At 71.6% G+C, this 21,647-nt stretch carries 17 protein-coding genes and 1 tRNA gene; 12 read left to right on the top strand and 6 right to left on the bottom strand.

Annotated elements, in window-relative coordinates:
- The coding region (locus FK529_RS20100; RefSeq protein ID WP_369122206.1) for an ATP-binding protein at positions 1–687 on the top strand (687 nt) is incomplete at its 5' end.
- On the opposite strand, the gene FK529_RS18740 is transcribed toward FK529_RS20100, so the two are convergent.
- Together FK529_RS18740 and FK529_RS18735 are read right to left on the bottom strand one after the other, a co-directional pair.
- Positions 684–2,207 carry an acyl-CoA synthetase gene (locus tag FK529_RS18740; RefSeq protein WP_146564085.1) on the bottom strand — a complete coding sequence of 508 codons (1,524 nt, stop codon included), beginning with the start codon at positions 2,205–2,207 and terminating at the stop codon, positions 684–686. The genes FK529_RS20100 and FK529_RS18740 overlap by 4 nt on opposite strands.
- A 151-nt stretch (positions 2,208–2,358) precedes the next feature.
- A complete protein-coding gene (locus FK529_RS18735) occupies positions 2,359–2,835 on the bottom strand; it encodes an SRPBCC family protein (protein ID WP_146564083.1) in 477 nt (158 codons plus the stop codon).
- 75 nt (positions 2,836–2,910) lie between these two features.
- Here FK529_RS18735 and FK529_RS18730 point away from each other — a divergent pair, with 75 nt between their 5' ends.
- Positions 2,911–5,370, top strand: a complete 2,460-nt coding sequence (locus FK529_RS18730) for an HAD-IC family P-type ATPase (RefSeq protein WP_146564080.1) — start codon at positions 2,911–2,913, stop codon at positions 5,368–5,370.
- 55 nt (positions 5,371–5,425) lie between these two features.
- Here the strand turns inward: FK529_RS18730 and FK529_RS18725 are convergent, their stop codons facing one another.
- Both FK529_RS18725 and FK529_RS18720 read right to left on the bottom strand, forming a co-directional pair.
- Positions 5,426–6,541, bottom strand: a complete 1,116-nt coding sequence (locus FK529_RS18725; protein ID WP_146564078.1) for a GGDEF domain-containing protein — start codon at positions 6,539–6,541, stop codon at positions 5,426–5,428.
- Between the two features lie 96 nt (positions 6,542–6,637).
- A tRNA-Arg gene (locus FK529_RS18720) sits at positions 6,638–6,710 on the bottom strand.
- 76 nt (positions 6,711–6,786) lie between these two features.
- On the opposite strand from FK529_RS18720, the gene argS reads away from it, so the two are divergent.
- The 6 genes from argS (at position 6,787) to rho (ending at position 15,663) form a co-directional block, all read left to right on the top strand.
- On the top strand, positions 6,787–8,439 hold the full coding sequence (argS, locus tag FK529_RS18715; RefSeq protein ID WP_146564076.1) for an arginine--tRNA ligase: 1,653 nt from the start codon (positions 6,787–6,789) through the stop codon (positions 8,437–8,439).
- Positions 8,414–9,826, top strand: coding sequence for a diaminopimelate decarboxylase (gene lysA / locus FK529_RS18710; RefSeq protein WP_146564074.1), 1,413 nt, complete (start codon positions 8,414–8,416; stop codon positions 9,824–9,826). Before argS ends, lysA begins: the two co-directional genes overlap by 26 nt.
- Entirely contained in the window at positions 9,826–11,160 is a 1,335-nt protein-coding gene (locus FK529_RS18705) for a homoserine dehydrogenase (RefSeq protein ID WP_146564072.1), read from the top strand. The genes lysA and FK529_RS18705 overlap by 1 nt, the downstream gene beginning before the upstream one ends.
- Positions 11,153–12,241, top strand: a complete 1,089-nt coding sequence (gene thrC, locus FK529_RS18700) for a threonine synthase (RefSeq protein WP_146564070.1) — start codon at positions 11,153–11,155, stop codon at positions 12,239–12,241. Before FK529_RS18705 ends, thrC begins: the two co-directional genes overlap by 8 nt.
- Before the next feature lie 8 nt (positions 12,242–12,249).
- On the top strand, positions 12,250–13,260 hold the full coding sequence (thrB, locus tag FK529_RS18695; RefSeq protein WP_146564068.1) for a homoserine kinase: 1,011 nt from the start codon (positions 12,250–12,252) through the stop codon (positions 13,258–13,260).
- Between the two features lie 390 nt (positions 13,261–13,650).
- Complete coding sequence (rho, locus tag FK529_RS18690) at positions 13,651–15,663, top strand: transcription termination factor Rho (RefSeq protein ID WP_146564066.1); 2,013 nt, start codon at positions 13,651–13,653, stop codon at positions 15,661–15,663.
- A gap of 81 nt (positions 15,664–15,744) precedes the next feature.
- Here the strand turns inward: rho and FK529_RS18685 are convergent, their stop codons facing one another.
- Entirely contained in the window at positions 15,745–17,442 is a 1,698-nt protein-coding gene (locus FK529_RS18685; RefSeq protein ID WP_146564064.1) for a serine/threonine-protein kinase, read from the bottom strand.
- A 283-nt stretch (positions 17,443–17,725) separates the two neighbouring features.
- On the opposite strand from FK529_RS18685, the gene rpmE reads away from it, so the two are divergent.
- The 4 genes from rpmE to FK529_RS18665 all read left to right on the top strand — a co-directional run bounded on the left by rpmE (position 17,726) and on the right by FK529_RS18665 (position 20,666).
- A complete protein-coding gene (gene rpmE, locus FK529_RS18680; protein ID WP_146564062.1) occupies positions 17,726–17,956 on the top strand; it encodes a 50S ribosomal protein L31 in 231 nt (76 codons plus the stop codon).
- Positions 17,957–18,063: 107 nt separating this feature from the next.
- The gene (prfA, locus tag FK529_RS18675) at positions 18,064–19,152 is read left to right on the top strand and encodes a peptide chain release factor 1 (protein WP_146564060.1); all 1,089 of its coding nucleotides are present in this window, start codon (positions 18,064–18,066) and stop codon (positions 19,150–19,152) included.
- Between the two features lie 6 nt (positions 19,153–19,158).
- On the top strand, positions 19,159–20,010 hold the full coding sequence (gene prmC / locus FK529_RS18670) for a peptide chain release factor N(5)-glutamine methyltransferase (protein WP_438947215.1): 852 nt from the start codon (positions 19,159–19,161) through the stop codon (positions 20,008–20,010).
- A complete protein-coding gene (locus FK529_RS18665; RefSeq protein ID WP_231703175.1) occupies positions 20,007–20,666 on the top strand; it encodes an L-threonylcarbamoyladenylate synthase in 660 nt (219 codons plus the stop codon). The genes prmC and FK529_RS18665 overlap by 4 nt, the downstream gene beginning before the upstream one ends.
- 88 nt (positions 20,667–20,754) lie before the next feature.
- On the opposite strand, the gene FK529_RS18660 is transcribed toward FK529_RS18665, so the two are convergent.
- Positions 20,755–21,639, bottom strand: coding sequence for a hypothetical protein (locus FK529_RS18660; protein ID WP_146564058.1), 885 nt, complete (start codon positions 21,637–21,639; stop codon positions 20,755–20,757).
- Positions 21,640–21,647 lie beyond the last annotated feature (8 nt).

The raw sequence follows: 21,647 nt of genomic DNA, 5'->3' as shown, positions 1-21,647 counted from the left end.
GAGCACGAGGCCGCAGCCAGGGAGGCCGACGTCGCCGGCTTCGCGGCCCGTCTCGCCGCCGCCCGCGCGCAGGACCAGCAGGCGCGTGCCGCGGAGACGTCGGCCCGCGAGGAATTGCACAGGCTCGAGGGGCAGCTGCAGCTCTTCCAGGCCGACGGCCGCCGTGACCGGCTCGACGCGGCCGAGGCCGAGCACGTCCACGCCGAGCGCGCGCTCGCCTCGGTGGAGGAGCGGGCCCGCGCCGCGGCGCTCCTGCACGACACCCTGACAGCGCACCGCGACGCGCGTCGCGCGCGGGTGCAGGCGCCGTACCAGCGTGCGCTGGAGGAGCTGGGCCGCACCGTCTTCGGCGATCCGCTCACCATCACGGTCGGCGAGGATCTGACCATCGTCTCGCGCACCGTCGACGGGGTCACTGTGCCCTTCGACTCCCTCTCCGGGGGTGCGCAGGAGCAGCTGGGCGTTCTCAGCCGCCTCGCCTGCGCCCGCCTGGTCGACGGTGCCGACGGCGCCCCCGTCATCTTCGACGACGCCCTCGGCCACAGCGATCCCGCGCGCCTCGGCGCGATGGCGGACGCGTTGGTCGAGGCAGGTCGTACCGCGCAGGTGATCGTCTTCAGCTGCGTCCCGGGCCGGTTCGACGCCCTCCGCGGCCGCGAGGGCGTCTCCGAGGTCGCGCTCGGCTAGACCTGTTCGCGCAGCTGGTACTTGAGGACCTTGCCGGCGGGGTTGCGGGGGAGGGCGTCGACGAGGTGCAGCGCCAGCGGCAGCTTGTACGGCGCGAGGGAGTCCTTCGCGAAGTCGCGGACCTCCTCCAGCGTCAGCGAGGCCTCGGGCTTGAGCGCGACGACCGCGGTCACGGCCTCGCCCCACTTCTCGTGCGGCGTGCCGATGATCGCGACCTCCGCGATCGACGGGTGGCGGTACAGCACGGACTCGACCTCGGCGGGGTAGACGTTCTCGCCGCCGGAGATCACCATGTCCTTGACCCGGTCCACGACGGTGACGTAGCCGTCCTCATCCTGTTCGCCGATGTCGCCGGTGTGGAACCAGCCGTCGGCGTCGATGGTGGCGCCGGTTGCGTCGGGGTTCTGCCAGTACCCGGGCGTGACCTGCGGGCCCCGCACGCAGACCTCGCCGCGCTCCCCGGCGGGGACCGGCGCACCGTCGGCCCCGAGGAGCGCGACCTCGGACAGCGGAAGGATGTGGTGGCCGGCGGCGCCGATCTTGCGGGCGGTGTCGTAGATGTCCAGGACGAGTGCGAGCGGCGCGGTCTCGGTGAGGCCGTAGCCCTGGCAGAACGGGATGCCGCGGCCGTTGTAGAGCGCGATGAGCGGCTCCGGGACCGGCGCCCCGCCGCACGTGAACTGGCGGACGCTGGAGAGGTCGGCGGTCTCGAAGGCGGGCACCTGGCTCATGAAGAGGAACATCGCCGGCACGCCGAACATGGTGGTCACGCGGTGTTTCTCGATGAGCTGCAGCGCGGCGGTGGGATCGAAGGCGGGCAGGATCACGAGCCGGCCGCCCTTCTGCAGCGTGATCAGCGTGGTCACGTTGAGGCCGCCGATGTGGAACATGGGCGCCGCGACGAGGCTGACGTCGGTGGAGACGGTGTCGAGGCTGAGCAGTGCGTTCACGTTGTTCCAGAACATGTTCCCGTGCGTGAGCATCGCGCCCTTGGGGCGCCCCGTCGTGCCCGAGGTGTACATGATGAGCGCCACATCGTCCTCGGCCGGGGACTGCGGCTCGCCGATCGGCGCGCGGACCGCGAGGAGGGCGTCGAGCTGCTCCCAGCCGTCCACCGCCTCCAGCGCGATCGCCCGGATCAGGCCCGACGAGGCGCGCACCGGCTCCACGACGGCGGCCCGGTCGGCGTCCGCGATCAGCGTGTGCACGCCCGCGTCGGTGAGGATGTACTCCAGCTCCGCGGAGGTCAGGCGGAAGTTCAGCGGTACGAAGACTGCCCCGGCGCGGGAGGCGGCGAACATGGTGGTGAGGAAGTCGGGGTGGTTGAAGCCCACGTAGCCGACGCGATCGCCCGACCGCACGCCGCCGGCCACCAGCTCCGCCGCGAGCCGGTCCACCCGGTCGGCGAACTCCCGGTAGGTCCACGTCGCGTCGCCGTAGGTGATGGCGGGCCGGTCCCCGCTCACTGCGGCGCGGCGCGCGATCCAGGATCCGAGGTCGACGGCGGGGCGAGCGGGCATGGCGACTCCTAGCTGCGGTGCGAGCGATGTGCGTGCATCTTCGCCGCCGCCGGGGCGCGTGCGGGTGCGATTCGCCGGATTCTCAGTTCCGATCGTGCCCGCTCAGCATGCCGTGCGGACACGGCGGGTGGCGCCGCCCCGGCCGGGCGGCCTACGCGGCGCTGCCGCCCCTGTTCTCCGAGCGGTCCTTGAGCGCAGCGAGGCCCTTCGCGAAGTCCTTCCCGACGAGCGTGTCCATCGGCACGAACTTGCCGATCAGGGAGAACAGCCCGCTCGTCTCGCCGGTCATGGTCCAGGTGACCTGCACGCCGGCGCCTGCCGGAACGATGTCGAAACGCACCCGGTTGTGCGACGCCATCGGCTTGATGAACTCGAGGTCGACGTCCACCGAGCGGCCGGGCTCCACGGCCGAGATCGTCATCCGGCCCGCCCCGGCCTTGCGGTTGCCCTTCCATGCGTAGCTCGCGCCCGGCCCGCTCGACGGCCCGGTGTACTCCCGGTGCAGCCGGGGGTCGAGGCCCTCCCACGGGGACCACAGGCGCCACTCGTGGAAGTCGGCGATGAGGCCGTAGACGGTCTCGCCGGGCGCGGCGATCTCGGTGGATCGGGTGACGGTGAAGGCGGTCATGCGGGAAGAATACGACGCCGGCGCGGGCGGAGAGCCGCGTCCGCGATGACGGTGCGCGTCATTAGACTCGCGGTCATGACTGCTGCTCCCGACACGACCTCCGGCCTTCCCGCGTCCGGCCTCACCGCGGCGCAGGTCGCGGAGCGGGTGCGCGACGGCCGGGTCAACACGTTGCCCAACCGGTCGGGTAGGAGCACCTGGGACATCATCCGCGCCAACATCTTCACGCGCATCAACGCAATACTCGGCGTCCTCTTCCTGTTGGTGCTGTTCACCGGCTCGCTCATCAACGGGCTGTTCGCCCTGCTGATCGTCTTCAACTCGGCCATCGGCATCATCCAGGAACTGCGTGCCAAGAAGACGCTGGACTCCCTGGCCATCGTCGGGCAGGCCCGCCCGGTGGTGCGGCGCGACGGTACGGCCGTCGAGGTCGGCCAGTCGGACGTCGTGCTCGACGACATCATCGAGATAGGCCCCGGCGACCAGATCGTGGTCGACGGCGAGACGATCGAGTTCGAGGCCCTCGAGGTCGACGAGTCGCTGCTCACCGGCGAGGCCGATCCCGTGGACAAGCAGCTCGGCGACGAGATCCTTTCCGGCAGCTTCGTGGTCTCCGGGTCGGGCGCGTACCGCGCGACGAAGGTCGGGGCCGACGCCTACGCCGCGAAGCTCGCCGACGAGGCCAGCAAGTTCACCCTCGTCAACTCCGAGCTGCGCTCCGGCATCAACAAGATCCTCCAGGTGATCACCTGGCTGCTGGTGCCGGCCGGTGTGCTCACCGTCGTCAACCAGCTGGTGATCTCGAAACAGGAACCCAACCAGGCGATCCTGGGCATGGTCGCGGCACTGGTCCCGATGGTTCCCGAGGGCCTCGTGCTCATGACCTCGATCGCCTTCGCGGTCGGCGTCGTGCGCCTGGGGCAGCGCAAGTGTCTCGTACAGGAGTTGCCCGCGATCGAGGGCCTCGCCCGGGTGAACGTGGTGTGCGCCGACAAGACCGGCACTCTCACCGAGAACGGCATGCGCCTGTCGGAACTCGACGTACTCGAAGGGGATCGCGCCGAGGTCGAGACCGCGCTCGCCGCGGTCGCCGCGCTCGACCCGCGACCCAACGCGAGCGTGCAGGCGATCGCCGAGGCCTATCCCGAGGCGCCGTCCTGGCGCGCGTCCGCGGTGGCGCCGTTCAACTCCGCCAAGAAGTGGTCGGGCGTCTCGCTCGAGGACGGTGCCGCGCCGCAGGGCAACTGGATCCTGGGCGCCGCCGATGTCCTCTTGGACCCCGAGTCCGACGGTGCGCGGCGCGCGACCGAGTTGGGCTCGACGGGGCTGCGGGTGCTGCTGGTCGCCTCCACCGATGTGCCGGTGGACACGGAGATCGACGGGCTGGAGGCGCCCGGGAACCTGGTGCCGCGCGCGCTGATCGCGCTGGAGCAGCGGGTGCGCGTCGACGCCCGTGACACTCTCGACTACTTCGACTCGCAGGGCGTCGCCGTGAAGGTGATCTCCGGCGACAACGCCGTCTCCGTGGGCGCCGTGGCCCACTCGCTGGGCCTGGGTTCGCCCGATTCCTCGGTCGACGCGCGGAAGCTGCCGGCGGACAACGACGAACTGGGCGAGGTCGTCGCCGGCAATGTGACCTTCGGCCGCGTGCGTCCCGACCAGAAGCGGGCGATGGTCAAGGCGCTGCAGTCGCGCGGCGACACCGTCGCCATGACCGGCGACGGGGTGAACGACGTCCTGGCGCTCAAGGATTCCGACATCGGCGTGGCGATGGGGTCCGGCAGTTCCGCCGCGCGCTCGGTGGCGCAGATCGTGCTGCTGGACAACAAGTTCGCCACCCTGCCCTACGTGGTGGGGGAGGGGCGGCGGGTGATCGGCAACATCGAGCGCGTCGCGAACCTCTTCCTCACCAAGACCGTCTACGCGGTGCTGCTGGCGTGGCTCGTGGGCATCGCCGGCCTGGGCGCCAAGCTCTTCGGGTTCGCGCCGATCTCGTACCCGTTCCAGCCCATCCATGTGACGATCGCCGCTTGGTTCACCATCGGCGTCCCGGCGTTCGTGATGTCACTGGCGCCCAACAACGAGCGGGCCAAGACCGGCTTCGTCGGGCGCGTGCTGCGGCTGGCGGCACCGTCGGGTGTGGCGATCGGCCTGGCCACCTTCCTGTGCTACCTCGTCGTGAACCCCGGCGGCTCCGGTGCGGCGCTGGGCGGCAAGGCGGCGAGCCTCAGCGCCGAGCAGATCCAGGCGTCGACCGCGGCGCTGATCACGCTGCTCGTGGGCTCGCTGTGGGTGCTCGCCATCTTGGCGCGGCCGTACACCTGGTGGAAGATCCTGCTGGTCGGCGGCTCGGTCGCGTTCTACGTGGTGCTGTTCTCCATCCCGCTGGCGCAGGAGAAGTTCTTCCTCGACATCAGCAACCCGACCACGGTGGGCATCGGATTCGCCTTCGGCGCGGTCGCGATCGTGCTCGTCGAGGTCCTCCGCCGCACGGTGCCGAAGGTCTTCTCCCGGATCGGCCGCCGCAGGGGCTGACGGCAGCAGCGTCAGCGTCGCCGCCGCTGACAGAGCCGGGGCCGGGCGGCGCGGTTCAGGGGGCTTCGCCGTCACCGTGCACGGTGGTCCGGTTCCGCCCCTCGGTCTTGCTGCTCTGCAGGGCGTGGTCGGCGCGGTCGTTCAGATCGTCGATGAGCTCCCTGGTGCTCCCGTGCTTGGGCAGGGTGTCGGCCACCGACACCCGCACCAGGCCGATGCTCAAGGACGCCGCGCTGCCGTCCGGCAGGCGCACGGGGTCGCGGTGGACGGCCTCGGTGAGGAATGTCGCGTCCCGGTCCCACGCCGCACTGATGACGGCGAACTCGTCGCCGCCGAGCCGACTCACCACCGCGCCCCGACTGGTACCCGCGTCGAGGCGGCGCGCGACGTTGCGAAGGACATCGTCTCCGACCGCGTGGCCGAAGCGATCGTTGATGCTTTTGAACTCGTCGACGTCGATCGCCGCGATCAGCAGATCCCCGGTCGGACGGTGCAGGAGACGCTCGCTCGCGAAAATGTATCCGCGGCGGTTGAGCACGTTCGTCAGGGGGTCGAGGGACGACTCGAGCAACTGCGTGCTGAGCAGGTGGCGCACCTCGACGACGTACTCGCGCAGCAGCGCCACCACGGCGTTCGCGACGACGATCGCGACCACCACTTCGAGAGCCACGGTGATCGGGTCGCGCCCCACGGCGAGCAGGCGCGCCCCGAGCACCAGGATGACGGCCGTCGAGAAGAGGATGTGCAGTGCCGCGACCCGTCCGCTGACGAAGTGCGCGACGTAGGCGCCGATGACGGAGAACAGGCCGGTGCCGATGAGTCCGGTCTGCGGATTCTGCATGCACAACACGACGCCGGCCAGGCCGAGGTCCGCGTAGGCGACGAAGGCGATGCTCCCGCGGCGCCGGGTTCCGCTCGGCCACGTCGCGCCACCGAGCGGGGTCCGGGCGACGAGGACGGCTGCGGGGATCGCGCTGAGGCAGATGACAGCGATCACGACCCGTCGCCACTCGCTGTCGCCGGCACCGTCGGGAAGGACGATCGTCACTGATCCGAACAGCCCGAAGCCGACGGTCAGCGCCGCGATCGCGAACCGCCACAGACGGTCCTGCACTTGGATCCGGCGGAGGAGGTACGGGGGCGCTCCTGCTCCGCGCGTCGACTCCGCCATGGTGCCATCGTGCCACGGGCGCAGGCTCGCGATCGGATCGCGATGGTGGGGTAGACGCCGCGAGGGTCGAGGGCGTCGCCGTGATCGCGCAGGAAGTGCCCCCGGCAGGATTCGAACCTGCGGCCTTTCGCTCCGGAGGCGAACGCTCTATCCCCTGAGCTACGGGGGCGCAGGGCCTAGCAAGGTTAGCGCATAGGGCAGGCCCGGCGGAAACCGGGCGGTCAGGCGCACCCTAGGATGGACCGGTGACTCCCGCTGACCTCTCGGACCTCCTGCACGCCACCGCGAAGACCGTGCTGAGCGAGCGCGGCCTCGACGCCTCCGTGCTGCCCGACCGCGTCATCGTCGAGCGGCCCCGCAACCCCGAGCACGGCGACTACTCGACGAACGTCGCGATGCAGGTGGCCAAGAAGGCCGGCGTCAACCCGCGCGACCTCGCCACCTGGCTCGCCGAGGCGCTCGGCGGCGCCGACGGCGTCGATGAGGCCACCGTCGCGGGCCCCGGTTTCCTCAACATCCGCCTCGCCGCGGACGCGCAGAACCAGATCGTCGCGAGCATCCTCGAACAGGCGGGCGCGTTCGGGCACGGGACGGCGCTCGACGGTGCGCTCATCAACCTCGAGTTCGTCTCCGCCAACCCCACCGGCCCCGTGCACCTGGGTGGAGCCCGGTGGGCCGCGGTCGGCGACAGCCTGGGCCGGGTGCTCGAAGCGCAGGGCGCCGAGGTCACCCGCGAGTACTACTTCAACGATCACGGCGCGCAGATCGACCGGTTCGCCCGCTCGCTCGACGCGGCGGCACGGAACGAGCCGACGCCCGAGGACGGCTACGCCGGCGACTACATCGGCGAGATCGCGGCCACCGTCGTCAAGGACCGCCCGGGCATCCTGGAGCTCCCCGAGGACGAGCGGATCGAGGCCTTCCGCGCCGACGGCGTCGAGCTCATGTTCGCCCACATCAAGCGCACCCTGCACGAGTTCGGCACCGACTTCGCCGTGTTCACGCACGAGGACGAGATGTTCAGCTCGGGCCTCGTCGAGAGCAGTGTCCAGCAGCTCAAGGACAACGGCAACCTGTACGAGAACGACGGCGCCTGGTGGCTCAGGGCCACCGACTACGGCGACGACAAGGACCGCGTCGTCATCAAGTCCGACGGCAACGCCGCCTACATCGCGGGCGACATCGCCTACATCAAGCACAAGTTCGACCGCGGGTTCACGCTCGCGATCTACATGCTCGGCGCCGACCATCACGGCTACATCGGCCGGCTCAAGGCCGCCGCCGGCGCGCTCGGCTACGACCCGGCGCGGATCGAGGTGCTCATCGGCCAGCTGGTCAACCTGGTCAAGGACGGCACCCCCGTCCGGATGAGCAAGCGCGCCGGTACCGTGATCACCCTCGATGACCTGGTCGAGGCCGTCGGCGTCGACGCCGCACGCTACTCGCTGGTGCGCAGCTCGGTGGACACCTCCATCGACCTGGACCTGGACCTCCTCGCGCAGGCCAGCAACGAGAACCCCGTCTACTACGTGCAGTACGCGCACGCGCGGCTCTCGGCCATCGCTCGCTCGGCCGCCGAGCTCGGCATCGCGCCGTCGACGGAGCACCTCGGCCTGCTCGACCACGCCCGCGAGGGCGACCTGGTGCGCACGCTCGGCGAGTTCCCCGCGGTGGCCGCCGGCGCGGCGGCGCTCCGCGAGCCGCACCGCATCGCGCGCTACCTCGAGGAGCTGGCGGGCGTGTACCACCGCTTCTACGGCGAGTGCCGGGTACTGCCCCTGGGCGACGAGGAACCGACCGACCTGCACCGCGCCCGCGTGGCGCTGTGCGCCGCCACCCGCCAGGTGCTCGCGAACGGCCTCGCGCTCGTGGGTGTCTCGGCACCCGACCGGATGTGAGAGGCGACCCATCGTGAGTGAACTGGATCGGGCCGTCTGGCCCGCGCACGCCCGCCGGGAGGCCGATGGTGTCGTCTCGGTCGCCGGGGTGCCCGTGACCGCGCTCGCGGCGGAATTCGGGACGCCGCTGTTCGTGATCGACGAGGCCGACTTCCGCGCCCGGTGCCGCGGCATGCGCGAGGCCTTCGGCGAGGACGCGGCCGTGCACTACGCCTCGAAGGCCTTCCTCTCCATGGAGATCGCCCGCTGGGTGCGCGACGAGGGACTCAACCTCGACGTGTGCAGCGGCGGCGAGCTCGCCGTCGCGCTGCGCGCCGGCTTCCCCGCGGAACGGATCGCGCTGCACGGCAACAACAAGTCGGTCGCCGAGCTGGACTATGCCGTCGAGTCCGGCATCGGCCACGTCGTGGTGGACTCGCTCTCCGAGATCGCCCGCGTGGACCGCGTCGCGGGGGAGCGGAACGTGGTGCAGGACGTGTTGATCCGCCTCACGCCCGGCGTCGAGGCGCATACCCACGAGTTCATCTCCACCGCGCACGAGGACCAGAAGTTCGGCTTCTCTCTCGCGGGGAACGGCGCCGATTCGCCGGCGATGCGGGCCGTCACCGCGGTCTTCGCCGCCGACAACCTGCGGCTGGTGGGCCTGCACAGCCACATCGGTTCGCAGATCTTCGACGTCGACGGTTTCGAGATCGCCGCCCGCCGCGTGCTGGAGCTGCTGCGCGACGTGGTCGCCCGCTTCGGCGCGGAGAAGACCGCGCAGCTGAGCACGATCGATCTCGGTGGCGGCCTGGGCATCTCCTACACGTCGAACGACGACCCGCCGCCCGTGGCGGACCTCGCGGCGAAGCTGCGATCCATCGTCGAGACCGAATCCGCCGCACTGGGATTGGCGGCACCGCACCTCGCTGTCGAGCCCGGCCGCGCCATCGCCGGCCCGCCCGGCATCACCCTGTACGAGGTCGGCACGATCAAGGACGTCGCCGTCGACGCCGCGTCCGCCTCCGACGGTGCCGCCGCACAGGGCTTCCGGCGCTACGTGTCCGTGGACGGCGGCATGAGCGACAACATCCGCACCGCTCTGTACGGGGCGGAGTACACCGCCGTGGTCGCGGGCCGCGACCCGCAGGGCGAAGCCGTGCTCTCCCGGATCGTCGGCAAGCACTGCGAGACCGGCGACATCGTGGTCCGTGACACCTACACGCCCGGCGGCCTGGCGGAGGGCGACCTCCTGGCCGTCGCTGCCACGGGGGCCTACTGCTATTCGATGTCCAGCCGGTACAACATGCAGCCGCGACCCGCGGTGGTGGCGGTCAAGGACGGCGCGGCGCGGCTGATACTGCGCCGCGAGACCGTGGACGACCTGGTGAGCCTGGAGGTGCTCTGATGACCGAATCCGCACAGCAGAAGGAACTGGGCGTCGCCCTCCTCGGCATGGGCACCGTGGGCACCGAGGTGGCGCGCATTCTCGTGGAGAACGCCGATGATCTCGCGGCCCGCGTCGGCGCGAACCTCGTCATCCGCGGGATCGCCGTGCGCGACACCGGGAAGGAGCGCGGCCTCAAGGCGCTCGGCCTGAAGAAGAGCCTGCTCACCGACGACGCGGAGGCGCTCGTCGGTCGCGACGACGTCGACATCGTGGTCGAGGTCATGGGCGGCATCGAGCCCACCCGCTCGCTGATGCTCAGCGCCTTCAAGGCCGGCAAGTCGGTGGTCACCGCGAACAAGGCGCTGCTCGCCGAGTACACCGGTCAGCTCGCCGACGCCGCGAACAAGGCCCGCGCCGACCTGTACTTCGAGGCGGCCGTGGCGGGCGCGATCCCCGTGATCCGCCCCCTGCAGCAGTCCCTCGCCGGCGACAGCGTGGAGTTGGTGGCGGGCATCGTCAACGGCACCACCAATTTCATCCTCTCCAACATGGCGGAGAAGGGCGAGGCCTACGAGACCGTGCTCGCCGAGGCGGGCCGCCTCGGCTACGCCGAGGCCGACCCGACCGCCGACGTCGAGGGCTACGACGCCGCCTCGAAGGCCGCGATCCTCGCCTCGATCGCCTTCCACACCCGCGTCAAGGCCGACGACGTGCACCGCGAGGGCATCACGGGCGTCACCGCGGCCGACATCGAGGCCGCCAAGGCCTTCGACTGCACCATCAAGCTGCTCGCGATCTGCGAGAAGCTCACGGACAAGAAGGGCGCACAGCGGGTTTCGGCGCGCGTCTATCCGGCGCTGGTGCCCCTCAAGCATCCGCTCGCCAGCGTGGACGGCGCCTATAACGCCGTCTTCGTCGAGGCGGAGAACGCCGGCCGGCTCATGTTCTACGGCGCGGGCGCGGGCGGCGCCCCCACCGCCTCGGCCGTGCTGGGCGACCTCGTTGCCGCGGCCCGCAACAAGGTGGTCTCCGGCCGCGGCCCGCGCGATTCGGCGTACGCCAAGCTGCCCGTCGCGCCGATCGGGGAGGTGCTCACCCGCTACTACGTGGCGATGGAGGTCGCCGACCGGCCGGGCGTGCTCAGTGCGGTCGCCAAGGAGTTCTCGGAGCGGAGCGTCTCCATCAGCACCGTCCGCCAGCAGGCCGACACCCCGGACAAGGGTGCCCGGCTCGTGATCCTCACCCACAAGGCGCCCGACGCGGCACTCTCGGCCACCGTCGATGCGCTGAAGAAACTGGACGTGGTGACCGCCGTGTCCTCCGTGCTCCGTCTGGAGGGAACCAATGACTGACGCCGTGCACACGCCCTGGCCCGGGCTGATCGAGGCCTATCGTCACCGTCTGCCCGTGTGCGAGACGTGGGAGCCGGGCTGGGCGCCCGTCACCCTCCGCGAGGGCGCGACTCCGCTGCTGCCCGCGCGGGCGCTCTCCGAGCTCACCGGCTGCGACGTGCACCTCAAGGTCGAGGGCCTCAATCCCACCGGTTCCTTCAAGGACCGCGGCATGACGATGGCCGTCACCGAGGCCAAGGCCACCGGCAAGAAGGGCGTGCTGTGCGCGTCCACCGGCAACACCTCCGCCTCCGCCGCCGCGTACGCGGCCATCGCCGGCATCGAGTGCGCCGTGCTGGTCCCCGCCGGGAAGATCGCCATGGGCAAGCTCGCCCAGGCGGTCATGTACGGCGCGAAGATCATCGAGGTCGACGGCAACTTCGACGACTGCCTCGAGCTGGCCCGCAAGACCACCGCGACGTTCGACACCATCGCCCTGGTCAACTCCGTGAACCCGGTGCGCATCGAGGGGCAGAAGACCGCGGCTTTCGAGATCGTCGACGCGCTGGGGAAGGCGCCCGACGTGCACGCGCTGCCCGTCGGCAACGCCGGCAACATCACCGCCTACTGGCGCGGGTACAGCGAGTACTTCGCCGACGGCATCGCCTCGTCGCGCCCGCGCATGCTCGGCGTGCAGGCCGCCGGCGCCGCGCCGCTGGTGAACGGGGCACCGGTCAAGGACCCCGAGACCATCGCCACGGCCATCCGGATCGGCAGCCCCGCGTCCTGGAACCAGGCCGTCGCCGCCAAGGACGAGTCGAACGGCGAGTTCCGTGCCGCCACCGACGAGAAGCTGCTCGAGGCGTACCGCCTCGTCGCCAAGACCGAGGGCGTCTTCGTCGAGCCCGCGTCGGCCGCGTCCGTGGCGGGCCTGCTCGCGGCCACCGCGGACGGCTGGATCGAGAAGGGCTCGACCGTGGTGTGCACCGTGACCGGTAACGGGCTCAAGGACCCCGATACCGCGCTGAGCAGCCTCCCCGAGATTGCGCGCGTCGGTATCGACCCCGTCGCCGTGGCCTCCGCCATGGGGCTGACGGAGTAGCCGCGGCCGTGTCTCCCGCCGTGAACGCCCCGCTCGTCCTCCCCGTCGGCCTCTCGGCCACCGTGACCGTCCCGGCGTCGAGCGCCAACCTCGGCCCCGGCTTCGACACCCTCGGCCTTGCGCTGGCGCTCTTCGACGACGTCACGGTCGAGATCGTCGACCCCGAGGTCGACGGTGACCTGACGATCTCCGTCACGGGGGAGGGCGCCGACGAGGTGCCCACCGACGACCGGCACCTCGTGGTCGTCGCGCTGCGCCGCACGCTCGCCCACCTGGGGGTCGCCGCTCCCGGGCTGCGCCTGACCTGCGTCAACCGCATCCCGCATTCGCGCGGGCTCGGCTCCTCGGCCGCCGCTGCCGTCGCCGGGATCGCTGCCGCCGCGGCGCTGGCTGCCGACGCCGACGCGCCGCGCGGGCTGACCACCGACGAGATGGTGCAGTTGGCCTCCGAGTTCGAGGGGCATCCCGACAACGCCTCGGCGAGCGTGCTCGGCGGCGCGGTCGTCTCCTGGACCGTGCCCGCGGTGCCCGTCCCCGACGTGGCCGGCTACCGCGATCACGCGGCCGCGAGCGCGGCACCGTCGGCGCCGCTGCACTACGGGGCGCGCCGCGTGGACGTGCACCCCGACATCCGGGCCTACGCCTTCGTGCCCGACGTGCAGTCCTCGACCTCGGTCACGCGCGGCATGCTGCCCCGATTGGTGCCGCACGCCGACGCCGCGTTCAACGCCTCGCGCGCCGCGCTCATGGTGCTCGCGCTGACGGTGCACCCGGACCTGCTGCTCGACGCCACCGAGGACCGGCTGCATCAGCGGTACCGAGCGGCGTCGATGAAGGAGTCGTCCGCGCTGGTCGAGCGGTTGCGTGCGGCCGGCGTGGCCGCCGCCATCTCCGGTGCCGGGCCCACGGTGCTGGCGCTGACCCCGCAGGTGCTGCCCACCCGGCTCGCGGACGCCGCGATCGAGGCCGGCTTCACCGTGCGGGAACTGCCGATCGCCGACGGGGTGGTTCGCGGCTGAGCCGCCGGGCGCGGTGCGCTCAAGGGGCGATCCGTGTGCGCGGTTCGGAGAGCCGCGCCGCGAATGTTGGGGGCGGTGATTGCCGGGGGCGCGAGCCCGCGCTATCATGACACAAGTGTCCGACGCATGCGCGGGCGCTACTTCGGCACTGAGCCATTTCCACGCCCTTCCGCAACCAGCATCGGACGTGGTGGCGCGCCGGTCTCCACATCAGGCCGAGACATCTGTGCCCCCGCCGGAAACGCGGGGCCCGGCAGCCGAAGCGCACATAAGCACCTTCGTCATTCGTGTGTCGCCCGCGAAAGCCCCTGTGTACCAACGCAGGACAGCCCGGCGAACACGGTAGGCCCTGCTCTCGCGCTGCGCGAGTAGGGAATTGAAAGGAACTCCGTGACCGAAACGGACGGGACCACCAGCCCGGAGACGGCCACCGCCACGGTCAGCACCACGCGGGCCGACGAGCGCCGGCGCTCGGGCCTCAACGGCATGGTGCTGGCCGAGCTGCGGGGAATCGCGAGCGAGCTGGGGATCAAGGGCATCTCGGGCCTCCGCAAGGGCGATCTCATCGCGGCGATCAACGAGCACGGCGGCGCCGCCAAGGCCGCGCCGAAGGCCCCCAAGGCCGGCGCTTCGAAGGCCGTCGCTCCCAAGGCGGACGCCCCGAAGGCCGACGCCCCGAAGGCGGACGCCCCGAAGACGGACGCCCCGAAGGCGGACGCTCCGCAGAGCGAGGCACCCAAAGCCGAGGCCGAGGCGGCGACGAACGAGGGCGAGGCGCCCAGCACAACCGAGGGCCGCGCGGCTCGGGCCCCCCGGGGCGAGCGGGCGGCGAAGGCCGACCAGGCACCGTCGGACACCGGCGACGCGGCCGCTCCAGCGGACGCACCCACCAACGATGCGCCCCAGGGCGATGCGCCGAAGACCGAGCGCGACCAGGGCCAGCAGCAGGGGCAGCGCCGCGAGCGCAATCAGCGCCGCAACCAGAACCAGGACGGCGAGAACCGCCAGCAGGGCGACCGCCAGCAGGGCGAGAACCGCCAGCGCAATCAGAACAACCAGGGCGGCCAGGGCAACAACCAGGGCAACCGGAACCAGAACAACGGCCCGGACGACGACGGTGACGGCACCGGGCGTCGCGGGCGCCGCTTCCGCGAGCGTCGCCGCGGCCGCGACCGGGGCCAGAACGACGGTGAGCCGCAGGTCAGCGAGGACGACGTCCTGCAGCCCGTCGCGGGCATCCTCGACGTGCTCGACAACTACGCCTTCGTCCGCACGTCGGGCTACATCGCCGGACCGAACGACGTCTACGTCTCGATGAACATGATCCGCCGCAACGGCCTGCGCCGCGGTGACGCGATCACCGGCGCCGTGAAGATGCCCCGCGACGGCGAGAACAACGACGGCGGCAACCAGGGCGGTGGCGGCGGTGGCCGCGGCAACCAGAACAACCGGCAGAAGTTCAACCCGCTGGTGCGCCTGGACTCGGTCAACGGCCAGGACGTCGAGTCGGCGAAGAACCGGCCCGAGTTCAACAAGCTCACGCCGCTGTACCCCAATCAGCGCCTGCGCCTCGAGACCGCGCAGAACATCCTCACCACCCGCGTGATCGACCTGATCATGCCCATCGGCAAGGGCCAGCGCGCGCTGATCTCCGCCCCGCCGAAGGCCGGCAAGACCACGGTGCTGCAGGACATCGCCAACGCGATCGCCACCAACAACCCCGAGTGCTACCTCATGGTCGTGCTGGTGGACGAGCGCCCGGAGGAGGTCACCGACATGCAGCGCAGCGTGCGCGGCGAGGTGATCAGCTCCACCTTCGATCGCCCGCCGGGCGATCACACCTCGGTCGCCGAGCTGGCCATCGAGCGGGCCAAGCGGCTCGTCGAGGGCGGTAAGGACGTGGTGGTCCTGCTCGACTCGATCACCCGCCTGGGCCGCGCCTACAACAACTCGAGCCCGGCGTCGGGCCGCATTCTCTCGGGCGGTATCGATTCGACGGCCCTGTACCCGCCGAAGCGGTTCCTGGGCGCGGCGCGCAACATCGAGAACGGCGGCTCGCTGACGATCATCGCCACGGCGCTGGTCGAGACCGGCTCCACCGGCGACACCGTGATCTTCGAGGAGTTCAAGGGCACCGGCAATGCCGAGCTCAAGCTCGACCGCAAGATCTCGGAGCGGCGCGTCTTCCCGGCCGTCGACGTCGCTGCGTCGAACACCCGCAAGGACGAGCTCATCATGGCGCCCGACGAGGCGGCCGTCGTGAACAAGCTGCGCCGGCTGCTGGCCGCGCTGGACAGCCAGCAGGCCATCGACCTGCTGATCAGCCAGCTGAAGAAGACGCAGAACAACATCGAGTTCCTCATGACGGTGCAGAAGAACAGCGGCTTCGGCGACAACGACTGATCCGTGACGAGCGCGGCGCCCCACTCCACCCGGAGCGGGGCGCCGCTGCGCGTTCGGCCATGCCGACGGTGCCTCGGGCCACTACTGCGGCAGGTACGGGGTGATCGCCGCGGCGATCACCGCGCCCCGGTTGCAGTCGCGGTTGCCGACCTTCTGCAGGCCGATGTACAGGTAGCCGTTGGTCAGGGACTTGTACGCGGTGATGCAGAAGCCGGGCGACGTGGCGTTGACCGCGGGCAGATCGAAGGAGCGCCACTTGGAGTTGGTGGAGCCCGGCAGGGTGATCGGTGCGCCGGTCTCCCACCTCGTCGACGTCACGAACGTCGCGAACTTCACGTCGGCGTTGCTCGCCTGGGAGTCCGCACCCTTGCACGCGTACTTCGCGCCGGCCTCGCCGGTGCGCTGCCCCGGATCGTCGGCGAGCGGGGTGATGCCGAGGGCCGTGATCGCGGACGGCGGCAGCAGGCACGGGTCGATGTAGCCCTCCCGCACCGTCGACGTGTTGTTCACCGGCGCCGTGGTCGTCGTGACCGGCGCGCTGCTCGTGCTGGTCGACGAGGCGGTGACGGCGTCGTCGGACCCCATGCTGAGCACCAGGACCGAGATCGCGGCCACCGCCACCACCGCGACCGCGGCGATCGCGCCGATGACCACGCCCTTCTTCGTGCCACCCTGCTGTGGGGCCCGCCCGGCCACGCCCAGCGGCGCGCCCTGCCACGCGCCCTGCGGCCCCGCGGCCTGTGGATCCGAGGTCAGGGCATTCGAGATCGGGGGATTCGGGATCGGACCCGACGGCCGCGCGAAGGGCTGCGAGGGCGCACCCTGGAACGGCGGGGGAGTCGGCGGGCGGTAGCCGGCGCCGGGCGGCGGCGTCGCCACGCGCGTCGTCGGGTTCGACGGTGCCGGACCGTGTGCAGCGCCCGCCGCGGCCGCGCGCAGGGCCTGCGCGAAGTCGTGGCACGTCGCGTACCGCTGCTGCGGCGACTTCGCCATCGCCCGCGCGATCACCCCGTCGATCGCGGTCGGCAGATCGGGGCGCTGCCGCGACGGCGCCGGCGGCGGCGCCATCAGGTGGTCGCGGATCACCGCGGTGCCGCTGCTCGCGCCGAAGGGCTTCGCGCCCGTGAGCAGCTGCACTGTCGTGCCGGCGAGGCTGTACTGGTCGCTGCGGCCGTCGACGGGATCGCCGCTGAGCTGCTCCGGCGAGGCGTAGTCGAGGGTGCCGACCGCCATGCCGACGGACGTCAGGTCGCTGTGCTCCTGCTGCCGGCGCGCGATGCCGAAGTCGCCGAGCATGACGCGCGGCGCCGGTCCGGTGCCGTCGATCAAGATGTTGCCGGGCTTGACGTCGCGGTGCAGCAGACCCTGCGAGTGCGCGTAGTCCAGCGCCGCGGCCACCGCGTCGACGATGGCCAGCACCCGGTTCACCGGCAGGCCGTTGGGGTTGCTCGCGAGCAGGCCCGCGGCGTCCTGGCCCGGGACCAGCTTCATCGACATCCACAGCCGGCCGTCGTCGTTGCCGCGGTCGTACACCGGGACGATGCTCGGGTGGTCGAGTCGCGCGGCCATGTCGGCCTCGCGCTCGAACCGCGCCCGGTACGTCGGGTCGTGCGAGAAGGCGGTGGGCAGCACCTTGAGGGCGTCCACGCGCGGCAGCCGCGGGTGCCGGGCCGCGTAGACCGCGCCCATGCCGCCCGCGCCCAGCAGGCGTTCCACGACGTACCCGCCGATCACGGTCCCGGCGGGCTCCACCGCCGGTCCATTGCCTGACTCGTTCACGACTTCACTCCCGGATTCCTCACGACCTGGGTCCGCTCGCGTCGCTCCCGGCGCCGGTCTGGTGACTGCACGTAGCTAACCCGGATCGGCTTACCGCGCGCCAGTCATCCGCCAAACGTCGGCCACATCGTGATCCGCCTCCGCGCGCGGGGTTCGCGGCGGCCGGGAATTTCTCGAAGACCCGTGCGTTCTGGCATACTGGAACGTCGGTATGGGTTCCGGTTCACGGTTCTGGCGCACGCCAGAGGCGACCCGGCGACCACGAACGAGAAGGACGGCAATCATGAAGCAGGGGATCCACCCCGATTACGTGGCCACCACCGTTGTCTGCGGTTGCGGTAACACGTTCGAGACGCACAGCACCAAGGCCGACGGCCGGATCAACGTCGAGGTCTGCTCGCAGTGCCACCCGTTCTACACGGGCAAGCAGAAGATCCTGGACACGGGCGGCCGCGTGGCCCGCTTCGAGAAGCGCTACGGCAAGCGCCCGGGCAAGGCCTCGGCCTCCGAGTAGCGCTCCCGCCGACGCCCGTCCTGCCCCGCAGGCCGGGCGTCGGCGCGTTTCGCGGGTAGTGACCACCCGCACCGTTTCGCCGCCCCGTCCGAGAAAGGCCCGCCGCCATGAGCGCCTCGTCCCCCTCCGCGATCGACGACATCCTCGCCGAGTACGCCGGTCTCGAGCAGCAGATGTCCGATCCGGCGCTGCACAACGACGCGGGCGCGGCGCGCAAGGTGGGCAAGCGCTTCGCCGAGCTGGCGCCGATCATGACGGCGCACCGCAAGCTGGAGGCCGCCCGCGAGGACCGCGCCGCAGCGCAGGAGCTCGCGGCCGACGACGCCTCCTTCGCCGACGAGGTGACCGCGCTGACCGAGCAGATCGAGGCGCTCGAGCAGCAGCTCACCGACCTGCTCGCGCCGCGCGACCCGCACGACTCCGACGACGTGGTGCTCGAGGTCAAGTCGGGCGAGGGCGGCGAGGAGTCGGCCCTCTTCGCCGGCGACCTGGCGCGCATGTACCTGCGCTACGCCGAGCGTCGCGGCTGGAAGGTCGAGACCCTCGGTGCCACCTACTCCGACCTGGGCGGCTTCAAGGACGCCACGTTCGCGATCAAGTCCCGCGGACCCGGTGCCGACGGGGCGATCGACGGGGTGTGGGCGCGGATGAAGTTCGAGGGCGGCGTGCACCGCGTGCAGCGCGTCCCCGCCACCGAGAGCCAGGGCCGCATCCACACCTCCGCCGCCGGCGTGCTCGTCTATCCCGAGCCCGACGAGGTCGAGGAGGTGCAGATCGACGAGTCCGACCTGCGCATCGACGTCTACCGCTCCTCCGGCAAGGGCGGCCAGGGCGTCAACACCACCGACTCCGCGGTACGGATCACCCACCTGCCGACGAACATCGTCGTGACCTGCCAGAACGAGCGCTCGCAGCTGCAGAACAAGGCGCGCGCCATGCAGGTGCTCGCCGCGCGGCTGCAGGCCCTCAAGGAGGAGGAGGCCGAGGCCGCCGCGTCGGACTCCCGGGCCGCGCAGATCCGCACCGTCGACCGGTCCGAGCGGATCCGCACGTACAACTTCCCGGAGAACCGCATCGCGGACCACCGCATCGGTTTCAAGTCGCACAACCTCGACCAGGTGCTCGACGGCGACCTCGACGCCGTACTCGATGCGCTCCAGGCGGCCGATCGCCAGGCGCGCCTCGAGGCCGAGTAACCGGCGGTGACCCGGCCCACGATGCTGGCCGCCGCCGCGGCGGCCCGGCTGGCGGAGGCGGGCGTACCGTCGGCGCGGTTCGACGCCGAGGTCCTGCTCGCAGAGGCCCTCGGCATCGACCGCGGCCGCCTCCCGCTCGCCGACGACGCGACGCCGGAGCACGAAGCCGCGTACGAGGCCCTCATCTCCCGCAGAGCCGCCCGGGAGCCGCTCCAGCACATCCTGGGCCGCGCCCACTTCGGGCCGCTCACGCTGGCCGTGGGGCCCGGCGTCTTCGTGCCGCGGCCCGAGACCGAGCTGCTCGCCGACTGGGCCGCCGGCCAGGTGGGCCGGGGTGCTGCGATCGTCGACCTCTGCGCCGGTTCCGGGGCGCTGGGCCTGTACCTCGCGGCGACGGTGCCCGAGGCGCGCGTCGTGCTCGTCGAACGCGACCACGCCGCCCTCGGCTACCTGCGGCGCAACGCCGCCGCGGCGACGGCCTCCGGTACCGCGACGGTGCTGGCCGGCGACGTCCGCGACCCGGACCTGCCGGCCCGCCTGACCGGGCTGCTCGGCGCCGTCGACCTGGTGGTCACCAACCCGCCGTACGTGCCCGAGGGCGCCGCACTCGACCGGGAGGCCGCCGCAGACCCCGCCGCCGCCCTGTTCTCGGGCGCCGACGGCCTTGACCTGATCCGTGACCTCGCGCCGCTCGCCGCACGGCTGCTCGCCGGCGGGGGAACGGTCGGCGTGGAGCACGACGACGCCAACGGCGGGGGCGCCGTCGCGCTGCTGCGCGCCGCCGGTTTCGGCGCCGTCACCCAGCACCGGGACCTCGCGGGGAGGCCGCGGTACGTGACTGGCAGGATGGACGCGTGAGCATCGCCAGCCGCGCCTTCGACTGCACCGACCCGGAATCCCGCGCCGCGGGCCTCAGCGCCGCCCGGTCCGCCCTCAAGGGCGGCCACCTCGTGGTGATGCCGACCGACACGCTCTACGGCATCGGCTGCGACGCCTTCGACGGCCGCGCCGTCGCGTCCCTGCTCGCCGCGAAGAACCGCGGCCCCGACATGCCCGTCGGCGTGCTCGTGGGCTCCTGGAACACCATCGACGGGCTCGTCAGCCGCGTCAGCGACGCCGCCCGCGAGCTGACCCGCGCCTTCTGGCCCGGCGCGGTCTCCCTCGTCGTCGAGCAGGCGCCCAGCCTGGCGTGGGACCTCGGGGACACCCGCGGCACCGTGATGCTGCGGATGCCGCTGCACCCCGTCGCGATCGAGCTGCTGCGCGAGGTCGGTCCGATGGCGGTCTCCAGCGCGAACGTCTCCGGCCGTCCGCCCGCCGCCACGATGCTGGAGGCGCGCGATCAACTGGGCGACGCGGTCGACGTCTACCTCGACGGCGGGCCGTCCGAGCACGCCGTGGCGTCGAGCATCGTCGACCTGTCCGGGCCGCAGCCGCGCGTGCTGCGCGAGGGGGCCGTGAGCACCGCCCGGATCGCCGAGGTCCTCGGGGTCACCCCCGAGTCGCTGGGCTGAGCTCCGTACCCAGAGCCCATCACCCGCCGGAACGACGAGGCTCCCGGATCCGCGTGGATCCGGGAGCCTCGTCGGTCGTGCTACGGCGTCAGTTACCGGGCGCCGGGGTAGGCGCGGGGGCCTGCGCGCCGTCGGCCGGCGCGCCGTCGGCCGGCGCGGCGGGCTGCGGCTGCGAGGCCTGAGCCGAAGGACCGGCGAGCGAGCCGCCCACGTCGGTGATCTGCCAGTCCTTGTCCCTGTCCAGCGTCACGTTGTAGACGGTGACCACCTCGCGGCCGCTGGCGGCCTGCACGTTGGTGGCCTCGACCTTGACGTAGGCGCTGACCTTGTAGATCGGGCCGGACTGCGAGTTGACCACGGCGTCCATCACCGTGCCCTTGGACACCCACTGCAGCGGCTGCAGCAGCTGGTTCATCGCGCCAGCGGTGGCGTCCATCCTCGTCTTCAGCTCGGGCGAGACGCCCTTGACGATCGCGATGCGCCACGGACCGAGATCGCGGTAGTCGAAGGTCGAGGCGCCCGCGGCGTACTCCGCGGCCGCCTTCTCCGCCTGCGCCCGCTCGGCGGCCGCCGCCTTGATGTCGCTGTTCTCCGACTTCTGCAGGCCCCACAGGACGCCGAAGGCGATCGCCGCCGCGAGCAGCGCCAGGATCACCACGGTGATGACCACGGTGGTGACGGTCGCACCGGCCGTCAGCGCTGCCTGGGGCCGGGCCGCCGCCGCGCGGGCGGAGGCCTTGGGCCGACGGACCGGGGCCGCCTCCTCGACGTCGTACTCCTCCTCGTCGACCGGGGGAGCGGGGCGCTTCTTCACGGCGGACCCGACGAAGTCCGCCTTCTTCGCGGTCGAGACCTTCGTCGTCGGAGCTGCGGCCGCTCCCTCAGCGGCCTCGTCAGTGGTGTCCTGCACGGTCTCCTCGGGCGCCGCGGCCTCGTCAGCGAGGTTCTTGTCGTCCGGGGTGGAATCAGTCACTTGTCGCG

It is taken from the genome of Tsukamurella asaccharolytica (assembly GCF_007858435.1).
Lineage (GTDB): Bacteria > Actinomycetota > Actinomycetes > Mycobacteriales > Mycobacteriaceae > Tsukamurella > Tsukamurella asaccharolytica.
This window is presented reverse-complemented; position numbering and strand designations above follow the sequence as displayed.